Origin of the sequence: Pseudomonas sp. F9001 (genome assembly GCF_013385435.1) — a bacterium.
In the GTDB taxonomy this organism is placed as follows: domain Bacteria; phylum Pseudomonadota; class Gammaproteobacteria; order Pseudomonadales; family Pseudomonadaceae; genus Aquipseudomonas.
In genome coordinates this window covers 55,339-70,597 of sequence record NZ_JACAPX010000009.1, presented here as the reverse complement: position 1 = coordinate 70,597, position 15,259 = coordinate 55,339, and the positions used below count along the sequence as shown (strand labels likewise).

Here is a 15,259-nt window from a genome sequence, read left to right as displayed (position 1 = left end):
TTGCTCCCGCTGGGTTGCGCAGCAGCCCCAAGAGAATGGGAGCGCTACGCACTCCAGCGGGAGCAAGCTCCCTCGCCACTAAAGCTCACTCACCACAAACATTACTCCAGCCGCGAAAGGCGCTCTTCCAGCGCCGCAATCCGCGCTTCCAGCTCTTCGATACGCTCCAGGGAAACCCCACTTCCCGCACCACGCTCCACCGGATTCCCACGTGCCGCCAGGATCGCTTCAATGTCCGCCGGGTCGCCCAGGGCGTGCATGTACCGATCTTCCCGCTGCCCCGACTGACGCGGCACCAACAACGCCAGCCCACGGGCAATCAGGCGTTCCAGTTGATGCACCACCTGCTCGGCGTCTTCAAAGTCATGCATGCGCCCGCTCCGGGTCAGCAGTTCGTTGACCGTCTGCGGCCCCCGCAGGAACAGCAACCCGCTGAGAATCACCTGGGCCGGCACCAGCTCCAGCGCCTTGTCCACCCGATGCTCCCAGCGGTCGGCGCGGCTGCCCATCACCAGCCGGGTAAACCCGCGGCCTTCCAGGGCCCGCAGGCTCTGGCCAACCTGGCCCTGGCTGAGGTTCATCACCGGTTCGCGGCTGGTTTTCTGGTTACAGGCGATCACCAGCGCGTTGAGGGTCAACGGGTAGGTTTCAGGGCTGGTGGCCTGTTTTTCGATCAGGCAGCCCAGGATGCGGATTTCCGTGCTGTTCAGGCGCGGCTCTTCGGAAGTGGTGTCGTGCTCGGTGGTCATCGCGCTTTCCCTAATGCAGTGAGCTCACTAGCCTAATCCTGAAAAAATAAAAGACAAGCGGCGCCGGTGGCCGGCATGTCTATAATCGCGGCTGTTTCAAACCCTGCCACAACTGTCGAGACTGTCATGACTATTTCCCTGTACGCCGCTTCCCTCCCGGTCTTCAAGCAAATGCTCAACGCCCTGAGCGATGTGCTGAACAAGGCCGAGGCCCACGCCACCGCCAAGAACATCGACCCGAACGCCTTCCTGCAGGCACGCCTGTACCCGGACATGTTCCCGCTGGTGCGCCAGGTGCAGATCGCCGTCGACTTCGCCAAAGGCGTTTCTGCCCGCCTGGCTGAAATCGAAGTTCCGAAATACGACGATACAGAAGTCACCTTCGCCGACCTGCAAGCGCTGATCGCCAAGGTCCTGGCGTTTATCGACACCATCACCCCGGCCCAGGTCGACGGTAAAGAAGGCATCGAGATCATCACTCGCCCTGGCACCCCGAAAGAGAAGCGCTTCAGCGGCCAGTCGTACCTGCTGAGCTACGGCCTGCCGCAGTTCTTCTTCCACGTCACCACCGCTTACGCCTTGCTGCGTCACAACGGCGTGGAAGTGGGCAAGCGCGACTACATGGGCGCGTTCTAAGCCTTGTAATAAAAAGCCCGGGGCGGTTCATTCACGAACCGCCCCGGGCTTTTTTTGTGCGCGCAAGGTCTACGCGGCTTGTTCTTCCTTGCCCAGGCACGCGGCAGCAGTGAACAACACATCGGTGGACGAGTTCAGTGCGGTCTCCGCCGAGTCCTGCAACACGCCGATGATGAAGCCCACGGCCACCACCTGCATGGCGATTTCGCTGGGAATGCCGAACAGGCTGCACGCCAGCGGGATCAACAGCAGCGAGCCCCCGGCAACCCCCGACGCGCCGCAGGCACACACCGCCGCGACCACGCTGAGCAGCACGGCGGTGGGGATGTCCACGGCAATGCCCAGGGTGTGCACGGCGGCCAGGGTCAGCACGGTGATGGTGATGGCAGCGCCGGCCATATTGATGGTGGCGCCCAGCGGGATCGACACCGAGTACGTGTCTTCATGCAGGCCCAGGCGCTTGCTCAACGCCAGGTTGACCGGAATGTTGGCCGCCGAACTGCGGGTGAAAAACGCGGTGATCCCGCTTTCCCGCAGGCACATCAGCACCAGCGGGTAAGGGTTGCGGCGCAGCTTCCAGAACACGATGGCCGGGTTGATCACCAGCGCGACGAACAGCATGCAGCCGATCAACACCAAAAGCAGGTGTGCGTAGCCCAGCAGGGCGCCGAAGCCGGACGTGGCGAGGGTCGAGGCCACCAGGCCGAAAATCCCCAGGGGCGCGAAGCGGATCACCATGCGCACGATCAGCGTGACGCCGTTGGACAGGTCCCCCAGCACGGTGCGGGTGGTGTCGCTGGCATGGCGAATGGCGATGCCCATGCCGATGGCCCACGCCAGGATACCGATGAAATTGGCGTTCATCAGGGCGCTGACCGGGTTGTCCACCACGCTCAGCAACAGGCTTTGCAACACATCACCGATACCGCCGGGAGGGCTGACGGCCACATCGTGGGTGGCCAGCACCAGCGAGGAGGGGAACAGCGTGCTGGCGATCACCGCGACCACGGCGGCAGCGAACGTGCCCAGCAGGTACAGGAACAGGATCGGGCGGATATGGGTTTCCTGGCCGTGCTTGTGGCTGGCAATCGAGGCCATCACCAGCACAAATACCAGGATGGGCGCGACGGCCTTGAGCGCCGAGACAAAGACCTTGCCAATAAACCCGGTGGCTTGTGCGACGTCGGGCAACAGCAGGGCCAACAGGATACCGGCGATCAGGCCGATGACAATTTGGGTGACCAGGCTGATAGACATCAGGCGTTGAAAGAGGGAAGGGGCAGCAGTCATAAAAAGGTTGTCTCTGGTTTTTTTAATAGATGCAGCTAGGCAGCATGAATCTGGCAGGGGCGAAGTCTAACATCTGTAGGAAACGTCTAATCCGGGTGCGGCGTTCCGTCACCACGCCGCTACACATTCTGTTAACATTGCCCATCCTCTATTTCTTCTCTATCAGCGGGCCCTCCGGGCTGTCGTTGATGTCGCTGTTTTCTGGAGTTTTTGATGTTGTTTCCGATCCTGCTGTTGTCGGCAGCCGGTTTTACCGTGCTGACCACAGAGTTCATCATCGTCGGCCTGTTGCCTTCCATCGCCCGCGACCTCGACGTGAGCGTGTCCCAGGCCGGGTTGCTGGTGACGTTGTTCGCCTTCACCGTGGCGGCGTTTGGCCCGTTCCTGACCGCATATTTCGCCCGGTTCGAGCGCAAGCGGCTGTTTATCACGATCCTGATCATGTTCGGCCTGGCCAACACTCTGGCGGCGATGGCCTCGAATATCTGGGTTATGTCCCTGGCCCGGTTGATCCCGGCGCTGGGGCTGCCGGTGTTCTGGGCCCTGGCCAGCGAGACCGCGGTGGACATTGTCGGGCCGGACTTCGCCGGCCGCGCGATTGAAAAAATCGGCTTCGGCATCGTGTGTGCCACGGTCTTCGGGATCCCGGTGGGCACGCTGATTTCCGATATGTTCGGCTGGCGCACCGCCTTTGGCATTCTTGCGGTGGTGGCGTTCGCCAAGGCCCTGCTGCTGTTTATCTACCTGCCGAAGACCCGGGCAAAGAACGACCAGGTCAGCCTGCGCTCGCAGTTCAAGATCTTGCGCAGCCCGCTGATGCAGGGCCATATCCTGCTGTCGATCCTGGTGTTCAGCGGGATGTTCACCGCCTACACCTACCTGGCAGACATTCTCGAACGCCTGGCGGGTTTTGACGGCACGGTAGTGGGCTGGTGCCTCATGGGGTTTGGCGCGGTCGGCCTGATCGGCAACTCTTTGGGCGGGCGCATGGTCGACCGTCATCCGCTGATTGCGTCGATGGTGTTCTGCGGTTTCATGATCGCCGGCATGGTGGCGCTGGTGCCCGCCATCCATTCCACGATCGGGTTGGCGGCGGCGATGGCGGTATGGGGCGTGACCCAGGCGGCATTGTTTCTGGTCAGCCATGTGCGACTGATGAAGGCCGCACCCCATGCGCCGGCGTTTGCCGCCTCGTTGAACATTGCCGGGGCCAACCTGGGGATTGGCCTGGGGGCGCTGGTGGGCGGGCACGTGATCGACACCCTGGGCCTGGGCAGCCTCGGGTTTGCCGCGGCGGGCTTTATCCTGCTGTCGATCCTGCTGGCGCTGTGGCTGATGACCGCCAAGACCCGCGCCGTCTGCGCCTGAGCCTTCAGGGCATGGAAGTGAACAGCTCCCGTCTGGCACCTTCGGTAATCGCCACGATGCCGGGGTGCTTGACCTTGCGCTCCACCGAGATTGCATAAAACGATTCGGTCACCGCATCCGTCTGGCCGATCAGCGCCACGCCATACTGGCGTTCCACCTCGTCGGCAATCACGCTCGGCGCGATGAAAATCCCGCTGCCGGATTGGCCAAAGGCCTGCATCAACGCACTGTCGTCAAATTCCCCGACAATCCGAGGCTGGATCTGCTGCTCGGCAAACCAGCGCAGCAAACGGCTGCGCACCACCGTCTCCGCCCCCGGAATCAACAGCGGCGCACCCTGCAGGCATTGTGGGAAATCGCCGCGATGCTGGTCAGCCAATGCCTGGGTTGCGAAGAAACTGATGCCGCATTCCCCGAGCTTCTGGCTGTAGCCCTTGATGTCCAGGTGCGGCGGCATCGGGCTGTCGGAGATCACCAGGTCCAGGCGCTGGATCGCCAGGTCCGCCAGCAAGCGTTCGAGTTTGTCTTCACGGCAGGTGATGCGGATCGGCTCGCTCAACTCCATGGTTGGCGCAATCAGCCGATAGACGATGGACTTGGGCACCACATCCGCGACGCCAACCCGGAACAGGATCTGCTGCTCATTGGGCTGGGTGCGCAACATCGCTTCAAGCTCATTGCCCAGCTGGAACATCTGCTCGGCATAGGGCAGCGCCTGGCGCCCGGCTTCGGTCAGCTCCAGCTGGCGCCCGACCTTCTGGAACAATGCCACGCCGAAGGTCTGTTCCAGCAGGCTGATCTGCCCGCTGATGGTCTGCGGTGTGAGGTTCAGTTGCTCGCAGGCGCGCACGATGCTGCCGGTCTTGGCGACGACCCAGAAGTAGTGCAGTTGTCGGTAATTGAGCATGGCGGCCAATACTTCGTGAAAACCGAAGTATAAACGAAAAAAATACGAATTTTCCTGAAGTGTTCCCCTGCATAGAATGCGTCGCTATCGAGGGGCCACTACTTGGACCCGAAGGTTCTAACGAGGAACGCATCATGAAACTCAATTCCCTGGGCGCAACGGCGTTACTTGGGCTTTCATTAGTCATGCTCAGTGGCTGTGACCAAGCGGAAAAAAGCGCGCAACAACTGCTGGGCAAGGCCACCGAGTCGGCCAAGCAAGTGATTGACGACACCCACCAGGCCGCCGAACAGGCGTTGAGTGACGCGACCAAGGGCTTGATCGCACCGCCGCAAGGCAAGCCGGACAAGCCGGAACAGGAAGACAGCAAGCCTGAGTCCACCTCCCAAGAAACCTGATACCCGCACACAACACCAGGAATGACCTATGGAATACCTTTTACAACTGGCCGCCAGCCCTACCGCGTGGATCGCACTGGCCACCCTGATCGTCATGGAGATCGTGCTGGGGATCGATAACCTGATCTTTATCTCGATTCTCACCAACAAGTTGCCGCTGAAGCACCGGGCCAAGGCCCGCCGCATCGGCATCAGCATGGCATTGATCCTGCGTCTGGGCCTGTTGAGCACCATCGCCTTTATCGTGCAGCTGACCGAGCCGGTGATCGACATCCTGGGGCAGTCGTTCTCCTGGAAAGACATGATCCTGATCGCCGGTGGCCTGTTCCTGGTGTGGAAGGCCACCACCGAGATCCATCACAGCATGGACCCCGAGAAGGAGCATGTGGACACCGGCGCGCCGAGCGTGACCCTGGGCTTCGCCTCGGCGATTGGCCAGATCCTGCTGCTGGACATGGTGTTTTCCATCGACAGCATCATCACCGCCGTGGGCATGACCGAGCACTTGCCGATCATGATCATTGCCGTGGTGGTCTCGGTGATCGTGATGCTGGTGGCGGCCGAGCCGCTGGCCAAGTTCATCAACGACAACCCGACCATCGTGATGTTGGCCCTGGGCTTCCTCATCATGATCGGTATGACGCTGATCGCCGAAGGTTTCGGCGCCCATGTGCCAAAAGGCTATGTGTATGCGGCCATGGCGTTCTCGGCGGCTATCGAATGCCTGAACATGATGCGACGCAACCGGCATAAACGGCTTGCTGCCAAACACTAAGGGCTGAACATAAAGGCCGACTGCATGCAGTCGGCCTTTTGCTGTCTGCTAGAATCCGCCCACTTGACGCCTTGAGGGATACCCATGAACGAGCCGATTCGCCTGACCCAATACAGCCACGGTGCTGGTTGCGGTTGCAAGATCTCACCTCAGGTACTGGAAGTGATCCTCGCCGGCAGTGGCGCACAGAACCTCGACCCCAAGCTCTGGGTAGGCAACGCTTCGCGCGATGACGCCGCGGTGTACGCCATCGACGAGGAGCGCGGCGTGGTGTCCACCACCGACTTTTTCATGCCGATCGTCGATGACCCCTTCGACTTCGGCCGCATTGCCGCCACCAATGCCATCAGCGATATCTATGCGATGGGCGGCGATCCGTTGATGGCCATCGCGATTCTCGGCTGGCCGGTCAACGTGCTGGCTCCGGAGATTGCCCGGGAAGTGATTCGCGGCGGCCGTTCCGTGTGTGACGCTGCCGGGATTCCCCTGGCCGGCGGCCACTCCATCGACGCCCCGGAGCCGATCTTCGGCCTGGCCGTCACCGGGCTGGTGGAAAAGCGCCACATGAAGCGCAACGACACCGCCACCGCCGGTTGCCAACTGTACCTGACCAAACCCCTGGGCATCGGCATCCTCACCACGGCCGAGAAGAAGGGCAAGCTGCGCGAGGCCGACGTGGGCCTGGCCCGTGACTGGATGTGCACCCTCAACAAACCCGGCAGCCGTTTTGGCAAGCTGGCCGGTGTCGCGGCCATGACCGACGTCACCGGTTTCGGCCTGTTGGGCCACCTGGTGGAAATGGCTGACGGCAGCCAATTAACTGCCCGCATCGAATACGAAAAAGTCCCACGCCTGCCCGGGGTTGAGTACTATCTGGAACAGGGCTGCGTCCCCGGCGGCACCTTGCGCAATTTCGACAGCTACGCCAGCAAGCTGGGGCGCCTGAACGAACTGCACAAGCGCGTGCTGTGCGACCCGCAAACCAGCGGCGGGCTGCTGGTGGCGGTCACCCCCGAAGGCAATGCCGAATTCCTCGCCGTGGCGGCGGAGCTGGGCCTGAACCTTGAGCCGATCGGCGAACTGGTTGAGCGACAGACCAACGCGGTAGAGGTGTTCTGATGCCCATCGACATCACCGATTACCGCGATATCTTTCTCAACGACCGGCCGATGATGGATACCCGCGCGCCGATCGAGTTCATCAAGGGCGCGTTTCCCGGGGTGGTCAACCTGCCGTTGATGACCGACGACGAGCGCGAACGGGTGGGCACCTGTTACAAGCAGCAAGGCCAGCAGGCGGCCATTGTTCTCGGGCACGAACTGGTGTCCGGGGCGATCAAGGCCGAACGTATCGAACACTGGGCGCGTTTTGCCCAGGCCAATCCGGATGGTCTGCTGTACTGCTTTCGCGGCGGGATGCGTTCGCAGATTGCCCAGCAATGGTTGAAAACCGAGGCGGGTATTGACTATCCGCGAGTGGGCGGTGGCTACAAGGCCATGCGGACTTTCCTGCTCGACACGGTTGAAAGCGCCACCGCGCAATGCGACTTCGTACTGTTGGGTGGCATGACCGGTACCGGCAAGACCGAAGTGCTCGGCCAGTTGAACAACGCCCTGGACCTGGAAGGCCACGCCAACCATCGCGGTTCCAGCTTCGGCAAACGCGCCACGGCGCAACCTTCCAACATCGACTTCGAAAACCGCCTGGCGGTGGACCTGCTGAAAAAGCGCGCCGCCGGTATCGAGCAGTTTGTGGTCGAGGATGAGAGCCGCATGATCGGCAGCTGCGCGCTGCCGTTGCCCCTGCACAAAGGCATGCAGGGCTTCCCGATGGTCTGGCTGGAAGACAGCGTTGAAGGCCGGGTGGAGCGCATCCTGAAGGATTATGTGGTGGACCTCTGCGCCGAGTTTGTCGCGGTGTTTGGCGACACTGGCCAGGAACTGTTTGCCGAGCGCCTGACCCAAAGCCTGGGCAATATCCACAAGCGCCTGGGCGGCGAGCGGTTTGCGCGGTTGCACGCGATCATGCAGGACGCGTTGGCGGAGCAAGCTCGCAGCGGTGCGGTGGATTTGCACCGCGGCTGGATTGAAGGGCTGCTGCGTGAGTACTACGACCCGATGTATGCGTTCCAGCGGGAAAGCAAAGGCGCACGCATCGAGTTTGCGGGAGAGCAAGCGGCGGTGGTGGAGTATTTCCGGGACAGGCTCGCTCGGCGTACGTGATTGATTGAGTTTGCCGGCCCTTTCGCGAGCAAGCCCGCTCCCACATTCGACCGCGTTTATCCTGTAGGAATGCGGTCGAATGTGGGAGCGGGCTTGCTCGCGAAAGAGGCCCTCGAGTTCACTCGATCACTACAGGATAAACGCCCCGATCAGCCCACACACCACCCCCATCAGCATCGTCAGCCCGGCCACGGTCACCAGCACCCGCGCATCGAAATCCTTGCGCAGCATCAGCAGCGACGGCAGGCTCACGCTCGGCAGCGTCATCAGCAAGGCCACGGCCGGGCCGGTGCCCATGCCGAGGGTCATCATGGTCTGCACGATGGGGATTTCGGCGGCGGTCGGGATCACGAACAACGTGCCGACAATCGCCAGAGGCACCAGCCACACCAGGCTGTTGGCCATGGCGCCGTCAACGTGGGGAAACAGCCAGACCCGCGCCGCGCCAAGGATCAGCACCGCCAGGATGTACACCGGAATCGTGCTCCAGAACAGCTGCCACAGGGTGCGCAGCCAGCGGGTCAGGAACGGTTCGGTTTCGGCATGGCTGGCCTGGGCCACGGCGTCGAGCGCGGCTTCCGGTACCTGCTCCGGCCGCGCGATGCGTTGCGCCACCAGCGAAACACCCACCACCAGCACGATCCCGGCCACCAACCGCAGCGCGGTAAAGCCCCAGCCCAGCACAAAGCCCATGAACACCAGTGTCGCCGGGTTCAGCACCGGGTTGGCAATCCAGAACGCCAGCGCCGCGCCGACCGAGACTTTCTGCCGACGCATACCGGCCGCCACCGGAGCGGCGCAGCAACTGCACATCATCCCCGGCAGGGCGAACAGCCCGCCACGCAGGGTAGATCCCAGCCCGGCACGGCCAAACAGGCGCAGCAGCCAGTCCCGTGGGATCAGCACTTGCAGCAATGAGCCGAGAATGACCGCCAGCACCGCAGCCTTCCAGATCGCCAGGAAATACACCTGGGCATAGGCCAGCGCGGCGGCCAGTGGCGCGCTTTGCTGGTCGTTGAGAATCGAGGCGCCGATGCTGTGGTTGTCTGCCGCGATAAACGCCTTGGCGTAGTAGGGCGACCATTTCACGTAGTAGAGGCCGACGCAGGCCACCAGCAGGAACAGCGCTGGTTTCCACCAGAAGGACCAGCCCCGGGCAGGCTGGGTGGAGGAGAGGTTGGACATGTAGATGATCCGCAGGTGAGTCAATAGCGCAACATCATACGCTGTACAAGGCCGCCTCCGAAGCACTGTGGCGAGGGAGCAAGCTCCCTCGCCACGGGTCTTCGGGGGCGGTCAGATATCGGCGCTGACTTGCGTTGCGTCCGGGCAAGTCTGCTGGCCATTGTCCAGGCCTTGCTTGTAGTTGCGGCTGAGCAGCGAGGCCTTGCCGTTGTGCCAGGTCAGGGTCAACACATACAAGCTATCGAAATCGCTGCCGGACCAATCGTCGGTAATCACATGTTTTTCACCGACGGCCTCGCTTGCCACCTTGTTGATCAAGTCCGGCAGATACCCATGGGACCAGGCAGTGTAGATGACGGCGTTGTGGTATTTGTCTTCCACCAGTTCGTCAGCGAGGGCGCTGGTGTCATTGGCCGAGAACTTGATGTTGACCGGCAACCCGAGCTTGATCGCGCTGGGGCTGATGGTCATCAACGGGCGGATGTAGCTGTAGGAGTTGTCTTTCTCGCCTTCCTCGACATTGCGGGTCGGGTTGGGTGCGAACACGTAGTTGGCGTTGCCGAATTTTTCCGGCAGCACGGTGGCCAGGTTCATCGCACGGTTAAGCCCCTGGCAGTTGAGTTGGCCGAGGCCCCCGGCAGGTTTCTCCCCATGGCGCAGGAACACCAGGGTTTGCACGCCGTCGACCGGCTGGGCGCGGCTGACCCGCGATTCCAGGCTAAGGCCGACCGCGGCGCTCACCAGCAATACCGGCAGCAGGATGTAGGAGTAGCGTTTGAAGCGTTTCGCAAGGCACAGAGGCTTGATGGTCATGATGGTTCTAAGTCTCGGTGCAGGGATTCAGGGCAAGCAAGCCCAGCCATCGGGCGCTCTTTAAGAGTCCCCCAAGGCAGTTTGGTTCGTTTCGCGGGGGAGATGGGGCGGCATCCTTGCCGTGTGCAGGAGATTAACCCGCAGATGTTGCTGAATTAAGACGGATGCACGATAGGCACTGAACCACTACTCTCCTACTTTTATCAGGAGTCCCATGATGAACTCACTTTCAGACTTCCCCATCACCGCCAAATGGCCGGCCCGGCATCCCGAGCGTCTGCAGCTGTATTCGTTGCCCACGCCCAACGGGGTCAAGGTGTCGATCATGCTCGAGGAAATCGGCCTGCCCTACGAGGCGCACAAGGTCAGTTTCGAGACCCAGGACCAGCTTTCCAGCGAGTTCCTGTCGCTGAACCCCAACAACAAGATCCCGGCGATCATCGACCCCAATGGCCCGAGCGGCCAGGCGCTGGGGCTGTTCGAGTCGGGCGCGATCCTGATCTATCTCGCCGAGAAGAGCGGTGAATTGCTTCCCGAAGACCCGGCGATGCGTTACGAGACGATCCAGTGGCTGATGTTCCAGATGGCCGGTATCGGGCCGATGTTCGGCCAGGTGGGGTTCTTCAACAAATTCGCCGGCGCGGCCTACGAAGACAAGCGCCCGCGCGACCGCTACGTCGCCGAGTCGCGCCGCTTGCTGGACGTGCTGGAAAAGCGCCTGTTGGGCCGCACCTGGATCATGGGTGACGAGTACAGCATCGCCGATATCGCCACCTTCCCGTGGGTTCGCAACCTGATCGGCTTCTATGAGTCCGGCGACCTGGTGGGTATTACCGACTTCCCGAACGTACTGCGGGCCCTGGACGGGTTTGTCGCCCGGCCGGCGGTGATCCGTGGCTTGAACATCCCCGCATAAGGACCGGCATGGCTTCTTTCGACTTCAAACAACTGGACGTTTTCAGCAGCGTGGCCGTCAAGGGCAACCCGTTGGCCGTGGTGCTGGGCGCCGACAGCCTGAACGACCAGCAGATGGCGGATTTCGCCAACTGGACCAACCTCAGCGAAACCACCTTCCTGCTCAAGCCCCGTGATCCACGAGCGGACTACCGCGTAAGGATCTTCACGACCCTCAAGGAATTGCCGTTTGCCGGCCATCCGACCCTGGGCAGTTGCCATGCCTGGTTGCTGGCCGGTGGCCAACCCGCTGGGGAGGAGATCATCCAGGAGTGTGAGATCGGCCTGGTGCGCATCCGCCGCCAGGGCGATGAACTGGCGTTTATCGCGCCACCGTTGCTGCGTTCCGGCCCGCTGGAAGCTGAATTGGTCGAGCGCGTGCGTCGGGCCCTGGACCTTGAGCCCGGTGCGATTTTGCGCAGCCAGTGGGTGGATAACGGCGCGGGCTGGCTGGCGGTGATGCTGGCGGATCGCGAGCAGGTACTGGCACTGCGGCCGGACTATTCGCAGTTGCAGGGCTTGGCCGTGGGCGTGATCGCCCCGTGGAACCCCGAGCGGGATGGCGATGAGGCGCAGTTTGAGGTGCGGGCCTTTATTGCCGGCGACGGCGCTCCGGAAGATCCGGCCACCGGCAGCCTGAACGCCGGTGTCGCCCAGTGGTTGCTGGGCGAGGGGTTGGCGCCCAGCCGCTATGTGGTCAGCCAGGGCACCGCCATGGGCCGCGCCGGGCGAATCCGCATTGAACACAGCGGCGAGGAAATCTGGGTCGGCGGCGCGGTTGCCGTTTGCATTGAAGGCCGTCTACAGCTCTAGATCAATGCAATTGTTACCAAGCCTGCAATAAACTGTTCCGCACTTGGCGTTTGTGCTCTGCGGTGCACGAGGCATAAGCTTTCGCCCCAAAGATTTTTGGCCTGCCTTTTTTCAGGAGCATCAATGTCCAGCCAGTTCCCCGAAGCCCGTCCACGCCGCCTGCGCCGCTCCCCGGAGTTGCGTGGCCTGTTCCAGGAAAGCGAATTCACCCTCAATGACCTGGTGCTGCCGATCTTCGTTGAAGAAGAAATCGACGACTTCGTGCCGATCACCAGCATGCCCGGGGTGCAGCGCATTCCCGAGTCGAAGCTGGCCGGCGAGATCGAACGCTATGCGAAAGCCGGGATCAAGTCGGTGATGACCTTCGGTGTGTCCCACCACCTGGACGCCTCGGGCAGTGACACCTGGCAAGAGCGTGGCCTGGTGTCGCGCATGTCCTCGATCATCAAGGATGCGGTGCCGGAAATGATCGTGATGTCCGATACCTGTTTCTGCGAATACACCGACCACGGCCATTGCGGCGTGATGCACGGCGCCGAAGTCGACAACGACCTCACCCTGGTCAACCTTGGCAAGCAAGCTGTGGCCGCCGCCCGTGCCGGTGCCGATGTGATCGCACCGTCCGCCGCGATGGACGGGCAGGTCCAGGCCATTCGCCGGGCCCTGGATGAAGCAGGCTTCAGCCATATCCCGATCATGGCCTATTCCACCAAGTTCGCCTCGGCGCTCTACGGCCCGTTCCGCGAAGCCGGCGGCAGCGCGCTGAAGGGCGATCGCAAGAGCTACCAGATGAACCCGATGAACCGCCGCGAAGCGGTGCGCGAATCGTTGCTGGATGAGCAGGAAGGTGCGGACGCGCTGATGGTCAAGCCGGCCGGCGCGTACCTGGACATCATCCGCGACATCCGCGAAGCCTCGCGTTTGCCGGTGGCGGCGTACCAGGTCAGCGGCGAGTACGCGATGATCAAGTTCGGCGCCCAGGCGGGTGCGATCGATGAAGCCCGCGTAGTGCGGGAAACCCTGGGCTCGATCAAGCGCGCCGGTGCGGACTTGATCTTCACCTACTTCGCGATGGACCTGGCACTTGCCGGGATCTAAGTAACCTGTGGCGAGGGAGCTTGCTCCCGCTGGGGCGCGCAGCGGCCCTGAAAATGGGCCTGCTGCGCAGTCCAGCGGGAGAAAGCTCCCTCGCAACAAGAAGGCTGTTCGCGGCTGCTTGCAACTTAGCGCTGGGCAAACGCCAGGTTCAGCCCCAACCCCGCAAACGCCGCTGCAAAACTGCGGCGCAGCCAGTTCTGTACACGTGGCGATTCGATCACCGCGCGGCGGAACACATTGGCCAGCAGGCCATAAATCACAAACACCGCAAACGTCATCGCCATGAATACACTGCTCAGCAACAGCATTTGCAGGGCCAGTGCGCCCGCGCCCGGGGTGACGAATTGCGGCAGGAACGCCAGGAAGAAAATCGTCAGCTTGGGGTTCAGAATATTCAGCAACAGGCCTCGCACCATCAGGCTGTGGGCGCTGGAAATCGTCGGTGTGTCGTTCAGGGCAAAGGCCGTTCGGTCCCGCCAGGTGGCGTAGGCGAGGTACAGCAAGTAGGCGGCCCCGGCATACTTGAGGGCTTCGAACGCCAGGGCGCTGGTATGCAGCAGGGCGGACAGCCCAAGCACGGAGGCCAACAAGTGCGGAACGATCCCGGCGGTGCAGCCCAGCGCGGCGAACACACTGGCGCGCTTGCCGGCGGTCAGTCCGGTGGACACGGTGAAGATCACGCCGGTGCCGGGAATGAGCACGACGATCAGGCAGGTGATCAGGAAGTTCAGGCTAAGCATGGCATTCAAACTCCTTGTAGGAACGACGGGTGCCTGATCCTTTCACGTCCTGGTTTTTTTGGCGAGAGCAGCAGGTCGGCGAACCCCGGTTAGACTTACCGGTCGATATCTGCCAAGACTGGCCCATTGTCGCCCAAGGAAGCCCCATGCGTTCATCTCGCCTCATCCTGTGCCTTACCACCTTATTGGTACTGGCCGGCTGCTCCAGCCAGCGCACCCAGCAACTGCCGGAACGCAGCGAAGCCGAGGTGAAAGCGCAGATCGTGCGACTGATGCCGGCCAGCGTGCCGGATCGTGGCGGCTGGGCCCAGGACATCTACACCGCCTTCAACACGCAGAAAATCTACCCTGGTACGGAGAACATCTGCGCGGTATTGGCCGTGACCGAGCAGGAGTCCACCTATCAGGTCGACCCGCCGGTCCCGAACATGGGCAAGATCGCCCAGGACGAGATCCTGCGGCGCGCCGCTAAAGTCCATGTGCCGGCGGTATTGGTGCGCACGGCACTGCAACTGCGCTCGCCCACCGGCAAGTCCTACGCCGAGCGCTTGAACGCTGCGCGCACCGAGCGGGATTTGAGTGGGATCTTTGACGACTTCATCAGCGTCGTGCCCTTGGGCAATACCTTGTTTGGCGGCTTCAACCCGGTGCATACCGCAGGCCCGATGCAGGTCAGCATCGACTTCGCACAGAAGCAGGCCCGGGATTATCCCTACACCGTGGATGGCAGCATCCGCCGGGAAGTGTTTACCCGCCGAGGCGGCATGTACTTTGGCATCCTCCATCTGCTGGGCTACCCGGTGAATTACGACCAGATGCTGTACCGCTTCGCCGATTTCAACGCCGGTTGGTACGCCAGCCGCAACGCGGCATTCCAGGCAGCGGTCAGCCGGGTCTCGGGGACCACGCTGGCGCTGGACGGCGACTTGATCAACTACGGCTCGTTGCTGCCAGGCACCACCGAGCTGGCAGTGCGCTCACTGGGCAAGGCGCTGGACATGCGCAACCCGAGCATCCGCAGCCAGCTGGAACAGGGCGAGCGCCTGGATTTTGAAGACACTACCCTGTACCAGCGGGTGTTCGCCCTGGCCGACAAGGCCGCCGGCAAACCGGTGCCGCGGGCGATCCTGCCGGGCATCGTGCTGAAAAGCCCGAAGATCACCCGCAACCTCACCACGGCCTGGTTTGCCAAGCGCGTGGATGAGCGTTATCAGCGCTGCATGAAGCGTTAGGCTTATCACCGGGGATTTACCGGGCTGATGTTGATGGTCCGGATGGCTGCGGTGGGATACACCTCCAGCCTTGTCCCCA

The 15,259-nt window shown here is 62.2% G+C and carries 16 protein-coding genes; 10 read left to right on the top strand and 6 right to left on the bottom strand.

Annotated elements, in window-relative coordinates:
• Positions 1–101 precede the first annotated feature (101 nt).
• Positions 102–749 carry a YceH family protein gene (locus tag HX818_RS07455; RefSeq protein ID WP_003211232.1) on the bottom strand — a complete coding sequence of 216 codons (648 nt, stop codon included), beginning with the start codon at positions 747–749 and terminating at the stop codon, positions 102–104.
• 126 nt (positions 750–875) lie between these two features.
• On the opposite strand from HX818_RS07455, the gene HX818_RS07450 reads away from it, so the two are divergent.
• Positions 876–1,385, top strand: coding sequence for a DUF1993 family protein (locus tag HX818_RS07450; protein ID WP_003211233.1), 510 nt, complete (start codon positions 876–878; stop codon positions 1,383–1,385).
• A 69-nt stretch (positions 1,386–1,454) separates the two neighbouring features.
• On the opposite strand, the gene sstT is transcribed toward HX818_RS07450, so the two are convergent.
• A complete protein-coding gene (sstT, locus tag HX818_RS07445) occupies positions 1,455–2,675 on the bottom strand; it encodes a serine/threonine transporter SstT (protein ID WP_003211235.1) in 1,221 nt (406 codons plus the stop codon).
• Positions 2,676–2,888: 213 nt separating this feature from the next.
• Between sstT and HX818_RS07440 the strand changes: the two genes are divergently transcribed.
• Positions 2,889–4,043 (top strand): MFS transporter, encoded by a 1,155-nt coding sequence (locus tag HX818_RS07440; protein ID WP_102604855.1) that lies wholly within the window; start codon positions 2,889–2,891, stop codon positions 4,041–4,043.
• Between the two features lie 4 nt (positions 4,044–4,047).
• Here the strand turns inward: HX818_RS07440 and nhaR are convergent, their stop codons facing one another.
• On the bottom strand, positions 4,048–4,950 hold the full coding sequence (gene nhaR / locus HX818_RS07435) for a transcriptional activator NhaR (protein ID WP_177019738.1): 903 nt from the start codon (positions 4,948–4,950) through the stop codon (positions 4,048–4,050).
• A 134-nt stretch (positions 4,951–5,084) separates the two neighbouring features.
• Here nhaR and HX818_RS07430 point away from each other — a divergent pair, with 134 nt between their 5' ends.
• From HX818_RS07430 to mnmH, 4 genes are all read left to right on the top strand, one after another.
• Positions 5,085–5,348, top strand: a complete 264-nt coding sequence (locus tag HX818_RS07430; protein WP_023658942.1) for a hypothetical protein — start codon at positions 5,085–5,087, stop codon at positions 5,346–5,348.
• A gap of 28 nt (positions 5,349–5,376) precedes the next feature.
• Positions 5,377–6,123: a TerC family protein gene (locus HX818_RS07425; RefSeq protein WP_177019737.1), complete on the top strand. Its 747-nt coding sequence runs from the start codon at positions 5,377–5,379 to the stop codon at positions 6,121–6,123.
• A gap of 84 nt (positions 6,124–6,207) precedes the next feature.
• On the top strand, positions 6,208–7,242 hold the full coding sequence (selD, locus tag HX818_RS07420; RefSeq protein WP_177019736.1) for a selenide, water dikinase SelD: 1,035 nt from the start codon (positions 6,208–6,210) through the stop codon (positions 7,240–7,242).
• Positions 7,242–8,345 (top strand): tRNA 2-selenouridine(34) synthase MnmH, encoded by a 1,104-nt coding sequence (mnmH, locus tag HX818_RS07415; RefSeq protein ID WP_177019735.1) that lies wholly within the window; start codon positions 7,242–7,244, stop codon positions 8,343–8,345. The genes selD and mnmH overlap by 1 nt, the downstream gene beginning before the upstream one ends.
• Positions 8,346–8,474: 129 nt before the next feature.
• Here mnmH and HX818_RS07410 read toward each other — a convergent pair whose 3' ends face one another.
• Both HX818_RS07410 and HX818_RS07405 read right to left on the bottom strand, forming a co-directional pair.
• The gene (locus HX818_RS07410; protein WP_003211251.1) at positions 8,475–9,530 is read right to left on the bottom strand and encodes a permease; all 1,056 of its coding nucleotides are present in this window, start codon (positions 9,528–9,530) and stop codon (positions 8,475–8,477) included.
• A 111-nt stretch (positions 9,531–9,641) separates the two neighbouring features.
• Positions 9,642–10,343: a histidine phosphatase family protein gene (locus HX818_RS07405; RefSeq protein WP_102604857.1), complete on the bottom strand. Its 702-nt coding sequence runs from the start codon at positions 10,341–10,343 to the stop codon at positions 9,642–9,644.
• A 217-nt stretch (positions 10,344–10,560) separates the two neighbouring features.
• On the opposite strand from HX818_RS07405, the gene HX818_RS07400 reads away from it, so the two are divergent.
• From HX818_RS07400 to hemB, 3 genes are all read left to right on the top strand, one after another.
• Positions 10,561–11,259 carry a glutathione S-transferase N-terminal domain-containing protein gene (locus tag HX818_RS07400; RefSeq protein WP_087694098.1) on the top strand — a complete coding sequence of 233 codons (699 nt, stop codon included), beginning with the start codon at positions 10,561–10,563 and terminating at the stop codon, positions 11,257–11,259.
• Positions 11,260–11,267: 8 nt separating this feature from the next.
• Positions 11,268–12,110: a PhzF family phenazine biosynthesis protein gene (locus tag HX818_RS07395; RefSeq protein WP_177019734.1), complete on the top strand. Its 843-nt coding sequence runs from the start codon at positions 11,268–11,270 to the stop codon at positions 12,108–12,110.
• 123 nt (positions 12,111–12,233) lie between these two features.
• Positions 12,234–13,208 (top strand): porphobilinogen synthase, encoded by a 975-nt coding sequence (hemB, locus tag HX818_RS07390; protein ID WP_177019733.1) that lies wholly within the window; start codon positions 12,234–12,236, stop codon positions 13,206–13,208.
• A gap of 125 nt (positions 13,209–13,333) precedes the next feature.
• On the opposite strand, the gene HX818_RS07385 is transcribed toward hemB, so the two are convergent.
• A complete protein-coding gene (locus tag HX818_RS07385) occupies positions 13,334–13,948 on the bottom strand; it encodes a LysE family translocator (protein WP_177019732.1) in 615 nt (204 codons plus the stop codon).
• Positions 13,949–14,094: 146 nt separating this feature from the next.
• Here HX818_RS07385 and HX818_RS07380 point away from each other — a divergent pair, with 146 nt between their 5' ends.
• Positions 14,095–15,180, top strand: coding sequence for a DUF1615 domain-containing protein (locus HX818_RS07380; protein WP_177019731.1), 1,086 nt, complete (start codon positions 14,095–14,097; stop codon positions 15,178–15,180).
• Positions 15,181–15,259 lie beyond the last annotated feature (79 nt).